Origin of the sequence: Paenibacillus sp. W2I17, assembly GCF_030815985.1 — a bacterium.
Lineage (GTDB): Bacteria > Bacillota > Bacilli > Paenibacillales > Paenibacillaceae > Paenibacillus.
On sequence record NZ_JAUSXM010000001.1, the window covers coordinates 5,622,666 to 5,643,143 of the forward strand.

Below are 20,478 nucleotides of genomic sequence, written 5' to 3' on the forward strand. Positions count from 1 at the left end.
TTACCACTTTAGATAGTATTTAACCTTAATATTCCTTTTATATCATTTAAAAGTAGAATTTATCACTGATTTTAACGAATTAATGTCTGATTATATATGTCTATATCTAATTTTTATATGATTTTCTCTAAAATCCAGATGGTATTTTGAAAACGCTCTATCGAGTATGATTATTTTATAAAACAGAGGAGGGGGAACGGAGATGGAAACGCTAACAAAAAAATCCGCTTCCGCGAACAGAAGCAGTGACCCCAAACCGCCTTTAAAGAATCGGCGGAACGGAATTTGGGACAGAATGAAACAGCAGAAATATCTCTATCTCATGTCATTGCCATTCGTAGCTTGGGTTTTCGTATTTAACTATCTGCCACTATGGGGATGGACGATGGCTTTCCAAAATTATAAACCTGCCAGATCATTTGGTGATCAAGAGTGGGTTGGTTTTAAACACTTTGTAGAGCTTTTCAGTGATGATCGTTTCTATCTGGTACTTCGTAATACGCTTGCAATGAGCTTGATGGGACTAGTTGTCGGTTTTATCGTACCGATATTCTTCGCTATTCTCCTGAATGAAATGAGAGGCATGTTCTTCAAACGTGCCGTGCAAACGGTATCATATCTGCCTCACTTTGTATCCTGGGTTGTTGTAGCCGGGATCATTACGAAGATGCTCTCCACCGATGGAGGGATTATCAATGATCTATTGGTAGGACTGAACATTATCGATCAGCCGATCCAATTCATGGCCAAGGGGAACTTGTTCTGGTACATTGTAACCGCTTCAGATATGTGGAAGGAAACCGGTTGGAATGCCATCATCTATCTGGCGGCGATTACAGGTATCGACAATGAGCTGTATGAAGCTTCCCGTGTAGATGGAGCCAACCGCTGGAGACAGATGTGGCATATTACGCTGCCTGGCATACGGACCACGATTTCCGTACTTTTCATCATGTCGATTGGACATCTTATCAGTATCGGTTTCGAGAAGCAGTTCTTGCTTGGCAACAGTCTGGTCACAGACTACTCGGAAGTACTTGATCTATACGCGCTCAATTATGGTTTGAATATGGGACGATTCTCATATGGTACAGCCATAGGTATATTCAACTCCGTTGTCAGTATCATCCTTCTGTTTACTGCGAACGGCTTGTTCAAAAAATTCACTAAAGAAAGCATCATGTAGGGAGGGGACGACATTATGGCGAACAAAGCATTCAATGCTACTCGGGGCGATAAACTGTTCGATATATTCAACATCCTCGCGATGACCATGGTGCTGGTTGTAACACTTTATCCATTCCTTAACGTACTAGCCATCTCACTCAATAACTCGACAGATACAGTACGTGGCGGAATTTACTTGTGGCCTCGCGAATTCACATTACAGAACTACAAAACGATTTTCCAATATGATGGATTGCTACAAGGTTTGCAGATCTCCATTCTGCGTACACTTGTAGGTACCGTGCTCGGATTGATCAGTTCATCCATGATCGCCTTTACACTGAGCAGACCTGATTTTGGACTTAGAAAATTTGTTTCCACAACGCTCGCGCTCACGATGTATTTCTCCGGTGGTCTGATTCCGGTGTACATTCTGATGCGTGACTTGAACCTGATCGGTACATTCTGGGTATATGTATTGCCTGGCATGATCAGTGCATTTAACGTGTTCATCATCCGTTCATTCATTGATGGCCTGCCATACTCATTGCAGGAATCCGCGAAGCTGGACGGAGCGAATGACTTTACGATCTATTACAGAATCATCTTGCCACTGTGTAAACCAGTGCTTGCTACCATCGCATTGTTCCTGGCTGTAGGTCAATGGAATGCGTGGTTCGATACGTATCTGTATAATGGTTCAAAGGCACATCTTACCACGCTCCAATATGAGCTGATGAAAGTATTGCAAAGTACGCAGCAAGGCTCAGGTGCTGGACGAAATGCCAATGATATGGCGCAGCAAATGACACAGATTTCACCGGAATCGATCAAAATGGCGATTACGATCGTTGTAACGGTTCCAATCCTCATTGTATATCCATTCCTTCAGAAGTACTTTGTTGGCGGTATGACACTGGGCGCAGTAAAAGGTTAAACAATTGGGTACAGGCTGCCACATAGAGCGGCCGTACATCTACAAATGAAGCATCAGGATACCCGAAGCGCAGCCATTTGGTCTGCGCTTCACCGTATAGGGCTGCGGTGTGGTATTCATGAAGCTATAGACAGGGACAAAAAAGTCCCGGATAAGACAGACATATGAAACAGGGAGGATTACCATTATGGCAAGTTCCAAAATGAAGATTGCACTGGCACCAGTGCTTGCAATGTCTTTACTCGCAGGTTGCGGTGGAGGAAGCGGCGGTGATACGTCGTTCAAGGATACAAGCGCAGAGACAACTCCACTTACTTTTGATTTCTTCAGCGTTGACCCAAGTCCGAACTGGAATGGCATGAAGGATGAAGTAGGTAAAGTCCTTACGGAAAAAACAGGGATAACCCTTAACGGTGAATTTGCCGTTAGTGGTGGTCAAGATAAGATATCCTTAATGGCGGCGAGCGGAGACTATCCGGATATCGTCTCCCCCAAAGGAGAACTCAGCAAACTGGTGGATGCCGGAGCAATGCTCGATCTGACAGATCTGATCGACCAATATGCTCCCAATCTGAAGAAGCTGTATGGTAATTACATGGACCGGTTGAAATACAGTAATGAGGATCAGGCTATTTATGTGCTGCCGACGTATTATGCGGTAGACCAGAAGTACTTTGATGCAGGTGGTGGATTTGGCATTCAGCACCGTGTACTGAAAGAACTCGGATACCCGGAAGTGCGTACACTTGAGGATTACGAGAATGTATTGAAGGCGTACAAAGAGAAACACCCAACGATTGATGGTCAGCCAACGATCCCGTTAACACTGGACGCGGATGATTGGAGAATCATGATTACCGTAACGAACCCTGCCTTCCAGGCAACAGGAGCTCCGGATGATGGTGAATACTACATCGATCCAGAGACATATGAAGCAAGTCTGCATTACAAACGTCCAGAGGAAAAAGAGTACTTCCGCTGGTTGAACCATATGTACAATGAGGGACTGCTTGATCAGGACAGCTTCATCCAAAAAACAGACCAATACAAATCCAAAATTGCAAGTGGACGTGTTCTGGGTGTCATTGACCAGGATTGGGGTTATTCCGATGCAGAAAATGCACTGAAATCTGCGGGCAAGGATGAAGCAACGTATTCACACTTCCCGGTAACCCTGTCCGAGGATATCAAGGATCATGCCTACCAAGACCCTGGTTTTGTATCCGGTTGGGGTGTAGGGATTACAACATCGAATCCTGACCCGGTTCGTACGATCAAATTCTTCGATTACTTGGCTTCTGAAGAAGGGCAAGTGCTGATGAACTGGGGAATTGAGGGCAAACAGTACGAAGTGAAGGACGGCAAACGTGTCATTCCTGCCGACGTTCTGGATCAGAAAACCAATAATGCAGCCGTATTCCAGAAAGAAACGGGTATTGGATTGTACACCAATCTGTCCGGTCATTATGGAGACGGTGTGAAGGATTCAACGGATAACTACTACACTACGAATTTCCCTGAACAGATCGTGGCAGCGTATTCCGATGCAGAGAAAGAAACACTCAAAGCTTACGGTGCTACGACGTGGAAAGATCTGTTCCCGAGTGAAGACGAGTTCCCAATCAAACCATGGGGAGCAGCATACAATTTGCCAACACCAGGTGACTCCAACTACAACGTCATCTTCAAGAAAACACAGGATATCATTCGGAAACGTATCCCGGAAGCCATTCTGAGTACTCCTGAACAGTTCGATGCGATCTATGACGGCATGATTGCAGAAGTGAACCAAGCAGGAGCAGAGGATATGGAGAAACAATACACTGAACTCGTTCAAAACCGTGTTCAATTGTGGAGCGGTGAAGAGGCTAAATAAACGATTAGTCAGTCAGATTAAAAACGAAAAAGAACCCAGAGTATCTGGGTTTTTTTTATCTAAAACGTTTTCTAAAAAACGTTTTCAATTTTATAAATTCACTATTGACAAGGGATATAGGAGCGATTATTATTCAAGTATGAAAGCACTTACATTTTCTTGTACACCACGTGGCATACACCTGAATCTCAAAGTTAACACTTGCAGAAATGAAGAGGAAAAGGGTAAGAAAAGAACATTTTTTTATTTTTAAGAAAACGCTTCTAATGTTATAAAAACAAGAAAATTACATTTGTTTCATTTGGTCACGGTATGTGCAGGTCAGCCTGTTATACAAATATACAGCTTCATTAATATCCATAAGGGGGATTACACATGAAGGGCAAAACACCAAAAACATTCGCAATGCTTCTGTTAGCCAGTGCACTTGCAATTACAGCAGGATGCAGCGGCAGTGGAGGAGGAACTAATGCTTCAGAAAAGCCGGTTGATTCCGGAGATACAACCAGTCCAGTGACCTTTACATTCTTTGGTGCAGACGCGAGTCCGAACTGGAATAACATGAAGGATGCTGTCGGTCAAGAGATTACTAAGGCAACGGGAGTTACAATTGAAGCTGAGTATGATGTGAATAATGGTGGTGATCAAAAGATTCCTTTGATGGCTGCCAGTGGTGATTACCCTGATATTATCTATCCTAAAGGCAACTTGTCTAAGCTTGTGGATGCAGGCGCGATGCTGGACCTGACCGATCTAATTGAGGAGCATGCTCCCAATTTGAAAAAAATCTATGGTGATCAGATGAACCGTCTGAAATACAGTTTGGAAGATCAAGCCATTTACACGATCCCGACTAATATGGGTGTAGATAACGTTGCGTTTGATGCTACGGGCGGATTCGAAATTCAACAAAGAGTATTGAAAGAGCTCGGCTACCCTGAAGTAAAAACGCTTGAGGACTACGAGAACGTACTGAGAACGTATTATGAAAAACATCCAACGATTGATGGTCAACCGACTATTCCGTTAACATTGAATGCAGATGACTGGAAAATTATGATTACGGTAACGAACCCTGCATTCCAAGCTACGGGTGGACCGGATGACGGTGAGTATTATATCAACCCTGAGACGTATGAAGCCGTTCTACACTACAAACGTCCTGAAGAAAAAGAATATTTCCGTTGGTTGAACAAAATGTACAATGAGGGTCTGCTTGACAAAGATACATTTGTTCAAAAGGATGACCAATACAAATCCAAAATTGCCAGTGGCCGTGTACTTGGTCTAATCGACCAGGAGTGGAACTATGGTGAGGCAGAGAATGCTTTGAAATCATCTAACGGTGGCGATAAAACATATGCCCACTTCTCCGTATCCCTGAACAAGGATATTGTGGATCATACGTTCCAACCGACAGGATTTGACGGTTATGGTATCGGAATCACAACTTCGGCCAAAGATCCGGTACGTATTATCAAATTCATGGATTGGCTTGCTTCCGATGAAGGTCAGGTCCTGAGAAACTGGGGTGTTGAAGGCCAACATTACCAAGTCGAAAATGGGAAACGCATCATTCCGGCTGACGTACAAGATCGCAAAACCAATGATAACTCTGCTTTTACCAAAGAATCAGGCGTAGGCATGTATAACGTATTTAGCGCCAGATACGGTGATGGTGTGAAAGATGCCACAGATAACTATTACACAACGAATTTCCCTGAACAGATTCAAGCAGGTTACACTGCAGCTGAGAAGGAAACGTTGAAAGCCTATGGTATTACAACATGGAAAGATTTTTATCCTTCCGAAGATGATCTGAAGCTGAAAGATTGGGGGGCAGCATACAACATGCCTGTACCATCTGACACGGATTACAACGTAACGTTCCAGAAAACACAGGATATCGTACGTAAACGTATTCCAGAGGCGATCCTTGCCAAACCTGAGAACTTCGACAGCGTATATGATGGTCTTCTGGCTGAACTCGATAAAGCGGGTGCAGTAGAGATGGAGAAACAATACACGGTTTGGATCAAAGAACGTGTAGCTCTCTGGACTGGAAAAGATGTGAAATAAGCTTGAAAACCAAGCATGAAAGCTATTGATTTTCATAGCGAAAAAAGCCCTTGAGAAAGGGCTTTTTTTATTGTTGACGTGAGGTGATGGATAGCCTATAATCTATCATGTAAGCACTTTCAGTAAGCGGTTTATCTCATTTCCGAAAACGTTTTACGTCTGTTAGAAGAAGAATCTTTCTTTTTGCAGAATCGAAACGTCAGCTTTAGTAAACACGTCGGAATGAACGATACCGAAAGCGCATTCAAAAAAAGTGGTATCCTCAGGCATAAAGCCTGTTATACAGATAAAACCTTCATAAATAATAGGGGGAACTAGACAATGAGAGGCAAAATGAAAGGCAATACACCCAAGACGTTTGCAATGTTGATGCTCGCAAGTGCAATGTTGGTTACAGCTGGCTGTGGGAATTCGGGAACCAAAGAGACTTCGGAGTCCAGCGGAACCGAACCGATCACAGTTACATTCTTCGGGGCGGATGCTAGTCCAACCTGGAACAAGATGCAAGATGCTGTTGGTAAAAAGATTACGGAACAAACAGGCGTTACCATTGAAGCAGAGTATGATGTAAACGATGGTGGTAACCAGAAGATTGCGCTAATGGCTGCCAGTGGTGACTTTCCTGATATGATCTACCCTAAAGGTAACTTATCTAAGCTTGTGGATGCAGGCGCGATGCTGGATCTCACGGACCTGATTGAGGAGCATGCTCCCAATTTGAAAAAAATCTATGGGGAACAGATGAACCGTTTGAAATACAGTCTGGAAGATCAAGCGATCTATACCATTCCAACCAATATGGGTGTTGATAATGTTACGTTTGACGCTACAGGTGGATTTGAAATTCAGCAAAGAGTATTGAAAGAGCTTGGGTACCCTGAAGTGAAGACACTTGAGGATTACGAGAATGTACTTAGAGCCTATTATGAAAAACATCCAACCATTGATGGTCAACCAACCATTCCATTAACATTGAATGCAGACGACTGGAAAATCATGATCACGGTAACGAACCCGGCTTTCCAGGCAACAGGTGCACCGGATGATGGTGAATATTACATTGACCCTGAAACGTATGAAGCAAAATTGCACTACAAACGTCCAGAGGAAAGAGAATATTTCCGCTGGTTGAATAAAATGTACAATGAAGGCCTACTGGACAAAGATGCCTTTGTTCAAAAGGATGACCAATACAAGTCCAAAATTGCCAGTGGCCGTGTCCTCGGTCTGATTGACCAAGAGTGGAACTATCAAGAAGCGGAGAATGCGCTTAAATCATCGGGCAAGGATGATGCCACATATGCTCACTTCTCTGTATCACTTAACGATAAAATTGTGGATCACACGTTCCAACCAGCCGGTTTTGACGGTTATGGCATTGGGATCACAACTTCGGCCAAAGATCCAGTGCGTATCATCAAATTCATGGATTGGCTTGCTTCCGATGAAGGACAAGTTCTGAGAAACTGGGGTATCGAAGGTGAACATTACAACGTAGAAGATGGTAAACGCGTGATTCCAGATGACGTTCAGGACCGCAAAACGAATGACAACTCCAATTTCAGTAAGGAAACAGGAATTGGGATGTATAACGTATTTAGTGCAAGATATGGTGATGGTGTAAAAGATTCTACGGATAACTATTACACAACAAACTTCCCTGAGCAGATTGTAGCTGGTTACACGGCTGCAGAGAAAGAAACGCTGAAAGCTTATGGTATCACGACTTGGAAAGAGTTCTATCCGGCTGAAGAAGATCTGCCAGTTAAGGATTGGGGCGCAGCGTATAACATGTCCGTACCATCCGGTACAGACTATGAAGTAACTTTCCAGAAAACGCAGGATATCATCCGTAAACGGATTCCGGAAGCTGTTCTGACTACACCAGCAAACTTTGATGCAACCTATGATGCTTTACTGGCTGATTTGGACAAAGCGGGTGCAGTTGAAATGGAGAAACAATTTACGGTTTGGGTTAAGGAACGTGTCTCTCTGTGGACAGGAAAAGACGTAAAATAATATGGATTGTCTGCGATCCATGGTTACACAAGGAAAGGGCCCTATATGGGGCCTTTTTTTTGTGGAATGATGTGATGATTTGCATTGACGCAAATTTTGAAATCACATATAATTTTATTATTGTAAGCACTTACCGAAAACGTTTTATGTCATAACAAATATACAGCTGATTAAGGAACAGGAGCTAATCATGTCCCAACACAATAACCAAACTAAAATCAATCGTCTATGGTATCGACAACCGGCAAAACGCTGGGAAGAAGCATTGCCCATCGGAAACGGCCGTCTTGGAGGCATGGTGTACGGTGGCGCAGCAGAAGAACGAATTCAGCTCAATGAAGATACATTATGGTCAGGGTTTCCACGGGATACGATTCAATACAGCAGTCAGCGGTATTTGAAGCAGACGCGAGAGTTGATCATGTCTGGACAGTATGGTGAAGCTGAGGATTTGTTGAACCGTGAAATGCTTGGTCGTGATGTAGAGGCCTACCAGCCGATGGGTCATTTTTTATTGCACCATGAGGGTCTGGATGATCTTTCATATGATGCATTTGAACGGGAGCTTGATCTGGAATCGGGTATTGCAACCACAACCTACTCATTGGAAGGAACTCAATACGTACGTGAAGTGTATTCCAGTGCTTCGGATGATCTGATGGTCTGCACATTAACTGCTGATCAGAAGGGCGCTATGAGTGTAAGTGTTACGCTAGACAGTCCCCATCCATATCGAGTTGAGACTTCGGGAGATGCTCTAACCATGTTCAGTCGGTGCCCAAGTCATGTGGAGTCCAACTACTTCAGGGATCACCCGGAATCCGTCCTCTATGAAGAGGATCGGGGAACGGCTTATGCTGTCCGTGTAGCATTTACGGCAACTGGCAATCAGGTGAAGGTCTCCAATCTGGAAGGCAAGTTACATATTCAGGGTGCTGATCAGGTTGTGTTTTATCTGGCAGCAGCTACGTCCTTTGAGAGTTATGATGTGTTGCCTGTGAAGGATCATCTTGTATTGGAAAAGGAATGCAAGGATATGATCTCCAAAGCGATCACACATGGCGCGGAAGCGCTTCGTTACCGACATATTCAGGATCATAGCGCGTTGTTTAACAGAGTCTCTATTGATTTAGGGGTATCGGCTAACGCCGAATTACCTACAGATGAGCGGCTGCAGGCTTATCAGGCAGGGCAACAAGACCCTGGGCTTGAGGCACTTTATTTTCAATATGGAAGATATCTGTTAATGGCTAGTTCGCGTCCGGGCAGCCAGCCTGCCAATCTGCAGGGAATCTGGAACCATCAGGTAGAGCCGCCATGGCATAGTGATTACACAATCAATATCAACACGGAGATGAATTACTGGCCGGCAGAAGTCTGCAATCTCAGTGAATGTCATGAGCCGCTGTTTGATATGCTGACCGATCTCAGTCATACAGGACGAAGAACGGCGCGGATTCTGTATGGAGCTCGTGGATGGACTGCTCATCATAACGTAGATATTTGGAGAACCTCTACACCGACAGGTGGAGATGCAAGCTGGGCTTTCTGGCCGATGGGTGGCGTGTGGCTGACCTCGCATCTATGGGAGCATTACCAATTTACCGGGGATCAGCGTTTTCTTGAGGAACGTGCGTATCCCATCATGAAAGAGGCGGCGCTGTTCTGTCTCGATTGGCTGGTGGAAGGGCCCGATGGTTATCTGGTTACGATTCCATCCACTTCACCAGAGAACAAATTTCTCACAGATGCTGGGGAGGCACGCAGTATATCCATGGCTTCAACGATGGATATGACGTTAATTCGTGAACTGTTCAGCCGCTGTATTGAGGCCGCGAAGCAATTGAATCTAGATGAGTCATTGGCGAGCGAGTGGGGTGAGGCTCTGGACAAACTCTATCCATTCCGAATTGGAAGCGAAGGACAATTGCTGGAGTGGTTTAAGGATTTTGCCGAATCCGAGCCAGGGCATCGTCACGTCTCCCATCTGTATGGACTGTATCCGGGAGAGCAGATCAATCGAGTACACACACCGGAATTGGTAGAAGCAGCACGGGTATCGCTTGAACGTCGTATCTCACAAGGTGGCGGGCATACAGGATGGAGCTGTGCATGGTTGATCAATCTGTATGCACGACTGCTGGAGAGCAGCCAGGCACATCAGTTTGTGCGCACGTTGCTGGCCCGGTCTACACATCCGAATCTGTTTGATGACCATCCACCATTCCAGATCGATGGTAATTTTGGAGGCACGGCCGGAATCGCGGAGATGTTATTGCAGAGCCACTTGAACGAGTTACATTTACTGCCGGCACTGCCTGAACTCTGGACTCAAGGTCGTGTTGAAGGGCTTCGTGCAAGAGGTGGCTATACGGTAGCGATAACGTGGACAGACAACAAGCTTGCGTCATCGGTTATTAAGGCAGATCGAAATGAGTCGTTGACCCTTCGCAGTGCTTATCCGCTGCGTTTGGAAGGAAACGAACAAGCCAAGGCAGAGCTTACGCCTCAGGGCGATTATGTAATTATTTTAACCATGACCGCAGGACAGACGATCCGCGTGTCATCATGAGACGGAGGAGCCAACCATGACCATTTTTAAATTTCCGCAAGATTTTCGCTGGGGAACAGCAACAGCTTCCTATCAAATAGAAGGAGCGGCACAGGAAGGTGGACGCGGGGTATCTATCTGGGATACGTTTGCGCGCACACCTGGCAAAGTATATAACGGAGATAATGGAGATGTCGCGTGTGATAGTTACCATCGGTATGAGGAAGACATCGAACTGATGAAGAAACTCGGGATTAATACATACCGGTTCTCCATTGCCTGGCCGCGTATTATTCCTGACGGAGATGGTGAGATCAATCGGGAAGGTCTGGACTTCTACCACCGCTTCGTGGATGCATTGATCGAGGCTGGAATTGAACCGTTCCTCACACTGTATCATTGGGATCTTCCGCAAACGCTGGAGGATGACGGAGGCTGGGGCAACCGCAGAACTGTGGATGCTTTTGTGAAATATGCCGAAGTGATTTTCAAAGAATTCTCGGGCAAAATCAACTTCTGGCTGACCTTCAACGAACCATGGTGCATCGCGTTCCTGTCAAACCTTCTCGGGATTCATGCGCCAGGAAACAAAGACCTGCAGACGTCAATCAATGTTGCTCATGGATTGCTGGTCGCTCACGGTAAAGCCGTTCAATCCTTCCGTCGTTTGGGTACAACCGGACAGATCGGTATTGCTCCGAACGTATGCTGGGCTGAGCCATACAGCAAATCTCCTGAGGACCAAGCTGCCTGTGACCGATCGATTGCGCTCAATACCGATTGGTTCCTTGATCCAATCTACAAAGGTTCATATCCGCAGTTTATGGTGGATTGGTTTGCAGAAGCGGGGGCTACCGTGCCAATTCAGGAAGGCGATATGGAGATCATCTCACAACCGATCGATCTACTCGGCATTAACTATTACACGATGGGGATCAATCGCTTTAATCCGGAGGCAGGTGCTCTGCAATCGGAAGAAGTTGATATGGGCCTCACCAAAACCGATATTGGCTGGCCTGTGGAATCACGTGGTTTGTATGAATTTATGCATTACTTGCAAAAGTACGGCAATGTGGATGTATATATCACAGAGAATGGTGCCTGCATCAATGATGATCTGGAGAATGGCAAAATTAATGATGACCGCCGGATTGCCTATTATGAACAGCATTTGGCTCAAATTCACCGCATCATTAATGACGGCATTAACCTGAAAGGGTACATGGCATGGTCACTGATGGATAATTTCGAGTGGGCAGAAGGCTACCGGATGCGTTTTGGTCTTGTTCATGTGGACTATCGTTCACTCGTGAGAACACCGAAGGAGAGTTATTACTGGTATCAGAACGTCATCAAGAATAATTGGTTGGAGACACGGAACGAACATAATCCCCAATAGTTTTGGGTGGCAGGTTTTAAGGGTAAAGCAGGTCCTCATTATATATGGTTCCCTTATTAAAGATAAAAAAGACGGTAACTTTGGAGTATTCCATTGTACCGTCTTTTTTTTGTATTTTTACCGTTGAAAATGAGTAGTTCATAAAGGTTTCATAAGGTCAAGTGCAGTTCCTGTTATGAAGAGACGTTTTTTGGGTTATAAGAAGTATGAATGAATTGAAAAATGTTTTGTCAACAGTTGAAACTAAAATAAAGTGTCCAAATTGCGAATAAAATTTGAACATTTGTTGACTAAAAATCATACTGATGTGGTATATTGGTATAAGGAAAGCACTTACAAAAAGGGAAAAGGAAGTGTTTACTATGGCATCGAAGACAGCAATGGTTAGCCAATTGGAGCGCAAAGACAAAAATATGCGGCGCGCCGTCTTGACGATGACAGTTCTGGCATGGGTCGCACTCATTACGGGAGTGATCATGTGTCTGATCAATCTGAATGAATTTAATGATCGTAATCTTGGTTTGATGGTTGGTATTGGATTCCTTGTAGGTAGTGTGTTTATTTACGTTATTGCCAAAGCAATTGGCCTTGTTCATACACGCCGGGAAGACGAAGGCGCCGATTAATTATAATCCTGCGTTTATTCGTTCATAATAAGACTGGATAAGTACCCGGAATCCAGTCAATAAAGCCCTTTGCGGATTCGTTGACATTGTTCAACGGGACTGCAAAGGGCTTTATTTTGTGACTTGATGTGTAAAGATTACAATAAGCAAATATCAACCATGCAAGCGATTTGTGAGAAAAAATTCACACATTTAAGGTGTAAAATCGACAAATTTGTTAACAAGAACAAAAAAGTTGTTCATTTCTGATATCTTTAGTAGGAAGAGAGTAGTATACTGATTTTTCAGTATGAGCGAATTTAAGGAGAGGGGATCAAAATGAACAAGAAACCTAGGTCGCTAATCCGGATTATCATTCCGGTTGTCCTGACGTTGGTTACAATTGCATTGATTGTCTGGCCAATGCTGGCAGGCGGACAGTACGTTGTTCTGGATCCGAAGGGGCCAATTGGCGCTTCGCAGAGAGATTTGATTGTCATCTCGACAATTTTGTGTGCTGTCATTATTGTGCCAGTACTCATTTTGTCTGCCGTAATCGTATGGCGTTACCGCGACAAGCCGGATAACAAAGCTGCTTATGAACCTAACTGGTCTCATAGTACGAAGGCGGAGGCAATCTGGTGGACGGTTCCAATCATCATTATTGGACTGCTTGCCATTGTTACTGTTCGTTACACGTATGATTTGGAGCCTTCGAAGCCGTTGGCTCACGAGAAAGCACCAATTACCATCCAAGTGTCTTCACTGGACTGGAAATGGTTGTTTATGTATCCTGAGCAAGGGATTGCAACGGTCAACACGCTGAATATTCCGGCAGACCGGCCCGTGAAATTTGAACTCACTGCGGATTCACCGATGAACTCATTCTGGATTCCGCAACTTGGAGGACAGATTTATACGATGTCGGGTATGGCGATGACCTTGTATCTGCAGGCAGATCATGAAGGCAAGTACTGGGGTTCAGGCGCTAACTTCACAGGTGAGCATTTTGGAGAAATGCGTTTTGATGTGAATGCTACATCGGACGAAGATTTTGACAATTGGGTAGCTGAAGTGAAACAGAGTTCTCAGGCGTTGACTACAGAAGGTTACAAAGCACTGGCTGAACCAGGAACAAGCAATGTTGCTTATTATTCTGCCTTCCCAGAAGGATTGTTCCAAAATATTGTGACCAAGTATGTCGTGGATGGTCAAAGTGCTCACAGTAAGCATGGAAGTTCAAGTGAAGCTTCTGGAGCCATTCAAAGTCCAACCGATGTGTCCAATCAAGATGAGGACAAGAGTGCTAACTAAAGATTCGAAAGGAGGCCCCCAATGTTAGAGAGACTTAAAGAGTTTGCATCGGAGTTTTTCGTAACTGGCGACCCGCTGATCTATGGAGCAGACGTGGCCATCGGTATTACGATGATTACTATCGTAACGGTGCTGACTTATTTCAAAAAATGGGGCTGGCTCTGGCGTAACTGGTTAACTACCGTCGATCATAAAAAGATCGGTATTATGTATATCATTGCTTCCATTATCATGTTGTTCCGTGGTGGTGTGGATGCATTGATGATGCGTCTGCAGCTGGCTATGCCTAACATGGATTTCTTACATCCTGAACATTATAATCAGGTCTTTACAACTCACGGCACGATCATGATCTTGTTCATGGCGATGCCATTTATGTTTGGTTTATTTAACGTTATCGTGCCATTACAGATCGGAGCAAGGGACGTTGCCTTCCCGTTTCTGAACGCATTGAGCTTCTGGTTATTCTTCCTGGGAGCAATGCTGTTTAACCTGTCCTTCGTTATCGGTGGTTCACCGGATGCGGGATGGCTGAGTTATCCACCTCTATCGGAGCTGTCACACAGTCCGGGGGTCGGACAGAACTTCTATATATGGGGTATACAGATATCGGGTATCGGTTCCCTGGCTACCGGTATCAACTTCCTGGTTACCATCATTAAAATGCGTGCGCCAGGCATGAGATGGATGAAAATGCCGATGTTCACATGGTCGGTATTCTCCACTTGTATCATTATCTTGTTTGCTTTCCCGATCTTGACCGTGACACTTGCATTGTTATTCCTCGACAGGTTTGCCGGGGCGCATTTCTTCACACTTGATCTGGGCGGTAACCCAATGATGTATATCAACTTGATCTGGATGTGGGGTCACCCTGAGGTATACATTGTCGTCTTGCCGGCATTCGGTGTGTTCTCCGAGATTGTAAGTACCTTCTCTCGGAAAAAACTGTTTGGTTACAAGTCAATGGTATTTGCAATGTTAATTATCAGCTTCCTGTCCTTCTTCACATGGGCGCATCACTTCTTCACGATGGGTTCAGGAGCGGACGTGAATGCATTCTTCGCCGTAACTACGATGTTGATTGCTATTCCAACAGGGGTTAAGATATTTAACTGGCTGTTTACCATGTATCGAGGAAGGATTCGCATGGCGACTCCGATGATGTGGACACTTGCCTTTATCCCGTGCTTTATTGTCGGGGGTATGACAGGCGTTCTGTTATCCGTTGCTCCTGCTGACTTCCAGTTCCACAACAGTTACTTCCTGATTGCCCACTTCCACCAAGTATTGATCGGTGGCGTTGTCTTCGGATACTTCGCTGGTCTGTATTACTGGTGGCCTAAAATGTTCGGTTTCCAACTCGAAGAGAAACTGGGCAAATGGGCATTCTGGACTTGGAATATTGGTTTCTATGTCTGCTTCATGCCGCAGTACGCTGTCGGTCTGATGGGTATGACACGTCGTCTGAGCACATACGGCTGGGATACTGGCTGGTGGGAACTGAACTTCGTATCCACAATCGGGGCGTTCCTGATGGGTGTCGGATTCTTGTTCCAAGTTGCACAAATTGCAGACGGTATTCGCAAATACAAAACACTTAAAGCTTCCGGCGATCCATGGGATGGTCGTACGCTCGAGTGGTCGATTCCTTCACCAGCTCCTGAATATAACTTCGCTGTTACACCGCGCGGAGATGATATCGATGAGTGGTGGGAAGAGAAAGAACGTCGTGCCAAAGGCATCTATCCGCCTGAGCAACCGCTTGAGCCGATTCACATGCCGAAGAATTCCTCGATTCCGTTCATCATGTCTGTCTTCTGGTTCGTTGCTGGTTTCGGCTTCGTATTCGGTTGGCTGTGGATGGCGATTCTCGGACTTGCTGGCGTAGGCATCTGTATGATCGCCCGTTCATTCTCTTACGATACGGATTATTACATTCCGGTCGACGAAATTAAGCGTACCGAAGCGTCGTTAAGGGGGTCGGTATAGATGGCTCAAGCAGCCGCTAAGCACGGTGAGAATCATGCGCATGGTCATGACCATGGCCACCATGATCCACAGGAAATGAAAATTCTCGGATTCTGGTTCTTCCTGATTTCCGACGTTATCTTGTTCTCCGTATTGTTCGCAACCTTCATTGTGTTGCGTGACAATTCGGCGGGCGGACCGATTTTGTCCGAACTGATCAAAATGCCTGGCGTTATCGCCGAGACATTTATCTTGCTCACGAGTTCATTTACGAGCGGACTTGCCGTTCTGGCAATGAACCAGGGTAAAGTGAAACAATTGATTAATTGGCTGATTGTTACAGCTGTTCTGGGTGCAAGCTTTATCGCCCTGGAGGTTTACGAGTTTGTTGAGATGGTTCACGAAGGTTTTAGTTACACGACGAGTGCGGCTTCTGGTGCATTCTTCACCCTCGTGGGTACTCACGGACTTCACGTATCGCTTGGTCTGATCTGGATGATCGGGCTCATGTTCCAACTGAAAAAACGTGGGATTACCGACGTTACTCGCGGTAAGATCAACGTCATCAGCTTGTACTGGCACTTCTTGGACGTCGTATGGATCTTCCTCCTGTCGATCGTCTATCTCATGGGGGTGATGTAGATGGCAGAGCACAACTCACATGATTCCCACGGCCATGAACAACATGGCTCACTGAAGTCTTATGTCATCGGCTTCATTCTGTCCGTCGTACTGACAATCATTCCACTTGTGGTGGTTTTGAACGACATGATGGGCAAAACAGGAACACTCATCGTGATTCTTGGTACAGCAGCACTTCAGTTTGTGGTTCAACTCTTCTTCTTCATGCATATCCGTGAAACAGAGAAACCACGCTGGAATGTCATGGCCCTTATTTTCGGATTACTGATTATGATGACCATCGTAATTGGTTCGATCTGGATTATGCTTAACAATGCTGTTGCACATTAATTGATATGATGAAAGAGCTTCACGACCTTGGAATTCAAGGTTGTGGGGCTCTTTTTTTTTTCTAAGCAGAAGTTATCGCATATTTCAATGAAAAAAAAGTTGGATTATATCATAATAAGTCGTTGATGAAATAATTTACCAGTGATACTATTGTTATACACTGTCAATATATTCAATATTTTAGCTAGGCTATTTTAGCAAAATTATTTTAGGAGATGTACCAATGAAAGCTAGGGTAATCCGTTATTATCGTTTTGGCGAACCAAGCGAAGTGTTATGTATGGAAGAAAAAGATGTGATACTCCCTGGCCCCGGTGAATTAGCAGTGAGGATGTATGCTCGGCCTATTAATCCCTCCGATATTATTCCTGTTCGAGGAGCTTACCCGCATCGTACTCGATTACCAGCTGTTCCCGGGTTTGAGGGTGTGGGGGTGGTAGAAGCAGTAGGACCGGGAGTATCCAATCAAATGTTGGGGCGCCGTGTCTTGCCGCTAAAAGGCGAGAATACTTGGCAGGACGTCGTGAAGACTTTGGATCGACATACGATTATTGTGCCGAATGATATCGATGATCACTCAGCCAGTCAGCTCTATATTAATCCGGTTACGGCTTGGTTGATCTGTACAGAGGTACTTAAGCTTACGTATGATGATACCCTGATTGTGAATGCAGGGGGATCTGCGATCGGGCGAATCTTTGCACAGATCTCAAAAATCTATGGATTTAAATTGATTGCGCTTACGAGAGATGATCGTCATACTGCTGAACTGTATCGTCTTGGAGCAGTTTCTGTTATCAATACGACGAAAGAGTTGCTACAGGCTAGAATTGCGGAATTAACAGATGGATACGGTGCTGATGCAGCAGTGGATTGTATTGGAGGGACAGACGGGGAACAATTGGTGAGCTACCTTAAGCCAAATGGTACGGTCATCAGTGTAGGACTACTTTCGGGGATCACACCGTTATGGCATGAAGCAACCCAGGGAACACAAGTTCATGTGAAACTTTTCTGGTTAAAGCATTGGGTGGAACGCTGTTCGCAAGAACGCTGGGAACAGGTATTTCATGAGGTGATGGAGCTGGTCAGAGCAGGGAGGCTTGTCATGGCAAACATTGGGGCGACGTATGACCTAACGAATGTACAACAGGCTATTGCAGCGGCTGAATCGGGTATCGAGGGGAAGGTTCTCTTATTACAGTAGTACATAAGACTTGGAAAAAACTCAACATAAAGAATGCGTAATTAACAACTAATTCATATTGGGGGCCTTGTTGTGAAGATTAAAGATATGATGTTTACTGCGATTATGGCAGCCGTTATTGCAGTACTTGGACTGTTACCTCCGATTCCACTACCATTTATACCTGTGCCAATTACAGTTCAAACGCTGGGCGTGATGCTGGCAGGCAGTATCCTTGGTGCCCGATTGGGAGGGGTAAGTCTCTTGCTCTTTGTTGTTCTGATCGGTTTAGGAGCTCCATTGTTGTCCGGTGGCAGAGGGGGCTTGGGTGTTCTGGTTGGACCTACAGGCGGGTATGTTCTTAGTTATCCGATTGCTGCTTTTGTGATTGGGTTGCTAGTTCAACGTACATCCGTTGCAGGCATTAAATTTTGGAACTTTCTACTGAGCAACATCGTGGGCGGAATCCTTGTTGTGTATGCAGTGGGTGTTCCATTCCTGTCCTTTATAACGGATGTACCAATTACACAGGCTATCATAGGCAACCTTGTTTTCATTCCAGGCGACCTGCTCAAAGCAGTGCTTGCTTCACTTATTGCTGTTAGAATTCTCAAGGTAAGTCCTACAATGATCCAGGATACGAAGAGGCAGACTCCGGGGGTCTAACATCATGATACTCAGAGACTGCACATTCCTAAGCACTTCTGTACAAGTAAATCGCGCCAAGTGATGGAGGTACTACAGTGATTCATTTTTCCAATGTAACGTTTGGTTATGCAAATCGAGCAACAATATTAAACGATATTAACCTTCATATTCGTTCTGGTGAATACGTAGCGTTTGCTGGAAGGAATGGAGCAGGGAAATCCACCATAGCTAGGTTAATGAACGGGTTAATCCTTCCAACCACAGGCCAAGTAACTTTTAATGATTATGTGACATCCAATGAAGATGATTTAAGTATCATTCGTCAGAGAATTGGAATGATCTTTCAAAATCCAGAGAATCAAATTGTGGCATCTACAGTGTTTGAAGATATTGCCTTCGGCCTGCAAAACGTTTGTGTTCCTACTGAAGATATTGAGCGTCATGTAACAGAGGCATTGAGGCAAGTGGGAATGCTGGATTATTATAATTCCGATGTATATTCGTTATCAGGAGGGCAAAAACAGCGTATCGCTATTGCGGGAGTTCTCGCTATGGGACCAGAAGTTATTGTTTTTGATGAATCTACCTCCATGCTCGACCCGGAAGGCAAAGATCAGATTGCATTGCTGATGGGAGAGTTGCATAAACAAGGAATTACGATTGTAACGATTACGCATGACTTAGAGGAGATTGCAGCATCTTCGAGGGTTATTGTACTAGATCAGGGTGACATTTGTTATGATGGATCGCCCGAGGCCTTGTTTCAGGGCGAATACTGGCGTTTTCCCGGGATAACGGCTCCTTTTGTCGTCGAGGCAAGAGAGACATTGAACCGGAAGGGGCTACACTCTTCTTCAGCACTCACTCTGGAAGATTTGGTGGATGATCTATGCAAATTACACTAAAAGAAGTGGACTTCTCGTATCATGTTGGAACACCACTGGAGAACAACGTATTGAGCAACATTACACTCACCATGGGCGATAACCGTATTTTTGCTGTTGTGGGGAAAACGGGATCAGGCAAGTCAACTTTTGTACAGCTGCTCAATGGACTTCTGCAACCTACAAATGGAACAGTTGATATAGGGGATTTTCGAATGACAACCGATCGAAAGAAAACGCACGTTCTCTACGATAAAGTAGGTATTGTATTCCAATTTCCGGAGCATCAATTATTCGAGGATACGGTATTAAAAGACATTTCCTTTGGTCCCAAGAACTTGGGCTGGTCGGCCGAAAAAGTTCGTAGTACATGCTTGGATGCATTACACATGGTAGGTCTGGATGAATCTTTCTGCAATAGATCACCGTTTGAATTGAGTGGCGGAGAGAAGCGGAGAGTGGCAATTGCAAGTGTGTTAGCGATGAACCCGGAGGTACTTATTCTCGACGAGCCAACGGTAGGGTTGGATTCGGAAGGAAAAGAGCAGCTGATGGAACTCTTTTGTTCCTGGCAGCAGGAACAGGGGAGTACGATCATTATGGTGACGCACGATATGGAGACTGTTGCTGAGTACGCCGAAGAAGTGATTATATTTGAACGTGGTCAAGTGCAACAACATACGACTCCGCTCCAATTGTTCACCGAATATCAAGATGAGTTGAAAGATATGGGATTAAAGCTGCCTAAAGCGCTCCAGCTCGTGGAGGCCATAAATGTAAAATTGAACGTTGAATTGCAGCTGGAGTCGGTAAAGAAAGAATGGATTTTGTCATATATTGCTGATTTTTTTCAGAGGAAGGAATTGTAGT

At 44.9% G+C, this 20,478-nt stretch carries 16 protein-coding genes; all 16 read left to right on the forward strand.

Features of this window, described 5'->3' with window-relative positions; translation table 11 throughout:
* Positions 1-202 precede the first annotated feature (202 nt).
* The 16 genes from QF041_RS25070 to QF041_RS25145 all read left to right on the forward strand — a co-directional run bounded on the left by QF041_RS25070 (position 203) and on the right by QF041_RS25145 (position 20,477).
* Positions 203-1,186: an ABC transporter permease gene (locus tag QF041_RS25070; RefSeq protein ID WP_036606891.1), complete on the forward strand. Its 984-nt coding sequence runs from the start codon at positions 203-205 to the stop codon at positions 1,184-1,186.
* Positions 1,187-1,201: 15 nt separating this feature from the next.
* Positions 1,202-2,104 carry a carbohydrate ABC transporter permease gene (locus QF041_RS25075; protein ID WP_036606894.1) on the forward strand — a complete coding sequence of 301 codons (903 nt, stop codon included), beginning with the start codon at positions 1,202-1,204 and terminating at the stop codon, positions 2,102-2,104.
* 187 nt (positions 2,105-2,291) lie between these two features.
* Positions 2,292-3,980: an ABC transporter substrate-binding protein gene (locus tag QF041_RS25080; protein WP_307416063.1), complete on the forward strand. Its 1,689-nt coding sequence runs from the start codon at positions 2,292-2,294 to the stop codon at positions 3,978-3,980.
* A gap of 375 nt (positions 3,981-4,355) precedes the next feature.
* The gene (locus tag QF041_RS25085) at positions 4,356-6,059 is read left to right on the forward strand and encodes an ABC transporter substrate-binding protein (RefSeq protein ID WP_124118142.1); all 1,704 of its coding nucleotides are present in this window, start codon (positions 4,356-4,358) and stop codon (positions 6,057-6,059) included.
* 321 nt (positions 6,060-6,380) lie between these two features.
* Positions 6,381-8,078 (forward strand): ABC transporter substrate-binding protein, encoded by a 1,698-nt coding sequence (locus tag QF041_RS25090; RefSeq protein WP_373461360.1) that lies wholly within the window; start codon positions 6,381-6,383, stop codon positions 8,076-8,078.
* A gap of 190 nt (positions 8,079-8,268) precedes the next feature.
* The gene (locus QF041_RS25095; protein ID WP_307416064.1) at positions 8,269-10,650 is read left to right on the forward strand and encodes a glycoside hydrolase family 95 protein; all 2,382 of its coding nucleotides are present in this window, start codon (positions 8,269-8,271) and stop codon (positions 10,648-10,650) included.
* 16 nt (positions 10,651-10,666) lie between these two features.
* The gene (locus tag QF041_RS25100) at positions 10,667-12,028 is read left to right on the forward strand and encodes a GH1 family beta-glucosidase (protein ID WP_133387168.1); all 1,362 of its coding nucleotides are present in this window, start codon (positions 10,667-10,669) and stop codon (positions 12,026-12,028) included.
* Between the two features lie 362 nt (positions 12,029-12,390).
* Entirely contained in the window at positions 12,391-12,654 is a 264-nt protein-coding gene (locus QF041_RS25105) for a hypothetical protein (RefSeq protein WP_036606904.1), read from the forward strand.
* 318 nt (positions 12,655-12,972) lie between these two features.
* Positions 12,973-13,947: a ubiquinol oxidase subunit II gene (gene cyoA, locus QF041_RS25110; RefSeq protein WP_124118138.1), complete on the forward strand. Its 975-nt coding sequence runs from the start codon at positions 12,973-12,975 to the stop codon at positions 13,945-13,947.
* A gap of 21 nt (positions 13,948-13,968) precedes the next feature.
* A complete protein-coding gene (locus QF041_RS25115; protein ID WP_091038522.1) occupies positions 13,969-15,939 on the forward strand; it encodes a cbb3-type cytochrome c oxidase subunit I in 1,971 nt (656 codons plus the stop codon).
* Complete coding sequence (gene cyoC / locus QF041_RS25120) at positions 15,940-16,560, forward strand: cytochrome o ubiquinol oxidase subunit III (protein ID WP_091038523.1); 621 nt, start codon at positions 15,940-15,942, stop codon at positions 16,558-16,560.
* Positions 16,561-16,890 (forward strand): cytochrome o ubiquinol oxidase subunit IV, encoded by a 330-nt coding sequence (cyoD, locus tag QF041_RS25125; protein WP_091019256.1) that lies wholly within the window; start codon positions 16,561-16,563, stop codon positions 16,888-16,890.
* Positions 16,891-17,113: 223 nt separating this feature from the next.
* Positions 17,114-18,097: a zinc-dependent alcohol dehydrogenase family protein gene (locus tag QF041_RS25130; RefSeq protein WP_307416066.1), complete on the forward strand. Its 984-nt coding sequence runs from the start codon at positions 17,114-17,116 to the stop codon at positions 18,095-18,097.
* A gap of 72 nt (positions 18,098-18,169) precedes the next feature.
* Positions 18,170-18,742 carry a biotin transporter BioY gene (locus tag QF041_RS25135; RefSeq protein ID WP_307416067.1) on the forward strand — a complete coding sequence of 191 codons (573 nt, stop codon included), beginning with the start codon at positions 18,170-18,172 and terminating at the stop codon, positions 18,740-18,742.
* A gap of 77 nt (positions 18,743-18,819) precedes the next feature.
* Positions 18,820-19,629, forward strand: a complete 810-nt coding sequence (locus QF041_RS25140) for an energy-coupling factor transporter ATPase (RefSeq protein WP_307416068.1) — start codon at positions 18,820-18,822, stop codon at positions 19,627-19,629.
* Positions 19,614-20,477, forward strand: a complete 864-nt coding sequence (locus QF041_RS25145; protein ID WP_307416069.1) for an energy-coupling factor transporter ATPase — start codon at positions 19,614-19,616, stop codon at positions 20,475-20,477. Before QF041_RS25140 ends, QF041_RS25145 begins: the two co-directional genes overlap by 16 nt.
* Position 20,478: the final 1 nt, after the last annotated feature.

What these genes read in the sequence shown, in the direction of transcription:
- QF041_RS25070 (WP_036606891.1), top strand. Translation starts at nt 203, where the DNA reads ATGGAAACGCTAACAAAAAAATCCGCTTCCGCGAACAGAAGCAGTGAC.
- QF041_RS25075 (WP_036606894.1), top strand. Translation starts at nt 1,202, where the DNA reads ATGGCGAACAAAGCATTCAATGCTACTCGGGGCGATAAACTGTTCGAT.
- QF041_RS25080 (WP_307416063.1), top strand. Translation starts at nt 2,292, where the DNA reads ATGGCAAGTTCCAAAATGAAGATTGCACTGGCACCAGTGCTTGCAATG.
- QF041_RS25085 (WP_124118142.1), top strand. Translation starts at nt 4,356, where the DNA reads ATGAAGGGCAAAACACCAAAAACATTCGCAATGCTTCTGTTAGCCAGT.
- QF041_RS25090 (WP_373461360.1), top strand. Translation starts at nt 6,381, where the DNA reads ATGAGAGGCAAAATGAAAGGCAATACACCCAAGACGTTTGCAATGTTG.
- QF041_RS25095 (WP_307416064.1), top strand. Translation starts at nt 8,269, where the DNA reads ATGTCCCAACACAATAACCAAACTAAAATCAATCGTCTATGGTATCGA.
- QF041_RS25100 (WP_133387168.1), top strand. Translation starts at nt 10,667, where the DNA reads ATGACCATTTTTAAATTTCCGCAAGATTTTCGCTGGGGAACAGCAACA.
- QF041_RS25105 (WP_036606904.1), top strand. Translation starts at nt 12,391, where the DNA reads ATGGCATCGAAGACAGCAATGGTTAGCCAATTGGAGCGCAAAGACAAA.
- cyoA (WP_124118138.1), top strand. Translation starts at nt 12,973, where the DNA reads ATGAACAAGAAACCTAGGTCGCTAATCCGGATTATCATTCCGGTTGTC.
- QF041_RS25115 (WP_091038522.1), top strand. Translation starts at nt 13,969, where the DNA reads ATGTTAGAGAGACTTAAAGAGTTTGCATCGGAGTTTTTCGTAACTGGC.
- cyoC (WP_091038523.1), top strand. Translation starts at nt 15,940, where the DNA reads ATGGCTCAAGCAGCCGCTAAGCACGGTGAGAATCATGCGCATGGTCAT.
- cyoD (WP_091019256.1), top strand. Translation starts at nt 16,561, where the DNA reads ATGGCAGAGCACAACTCACATGATTCCCACGGCCATGAACAACATGGC.
- QF041_RS25130 (WP_307416066.1), top strand. Translation starts at nt 17,114, where the DNA reads ATGAAAGCTAGGGTAATCCGTTATTATCGTTTTGGCGAACCAAGCGAA.
- QF041_RS25145 (WP_307416069.1), top strand. Translation starts at nt 19,614, where the DNA reads ATGCAAATTACACTAAAAGAAGTGGACTTCTCGTATCATGTTGGAACA.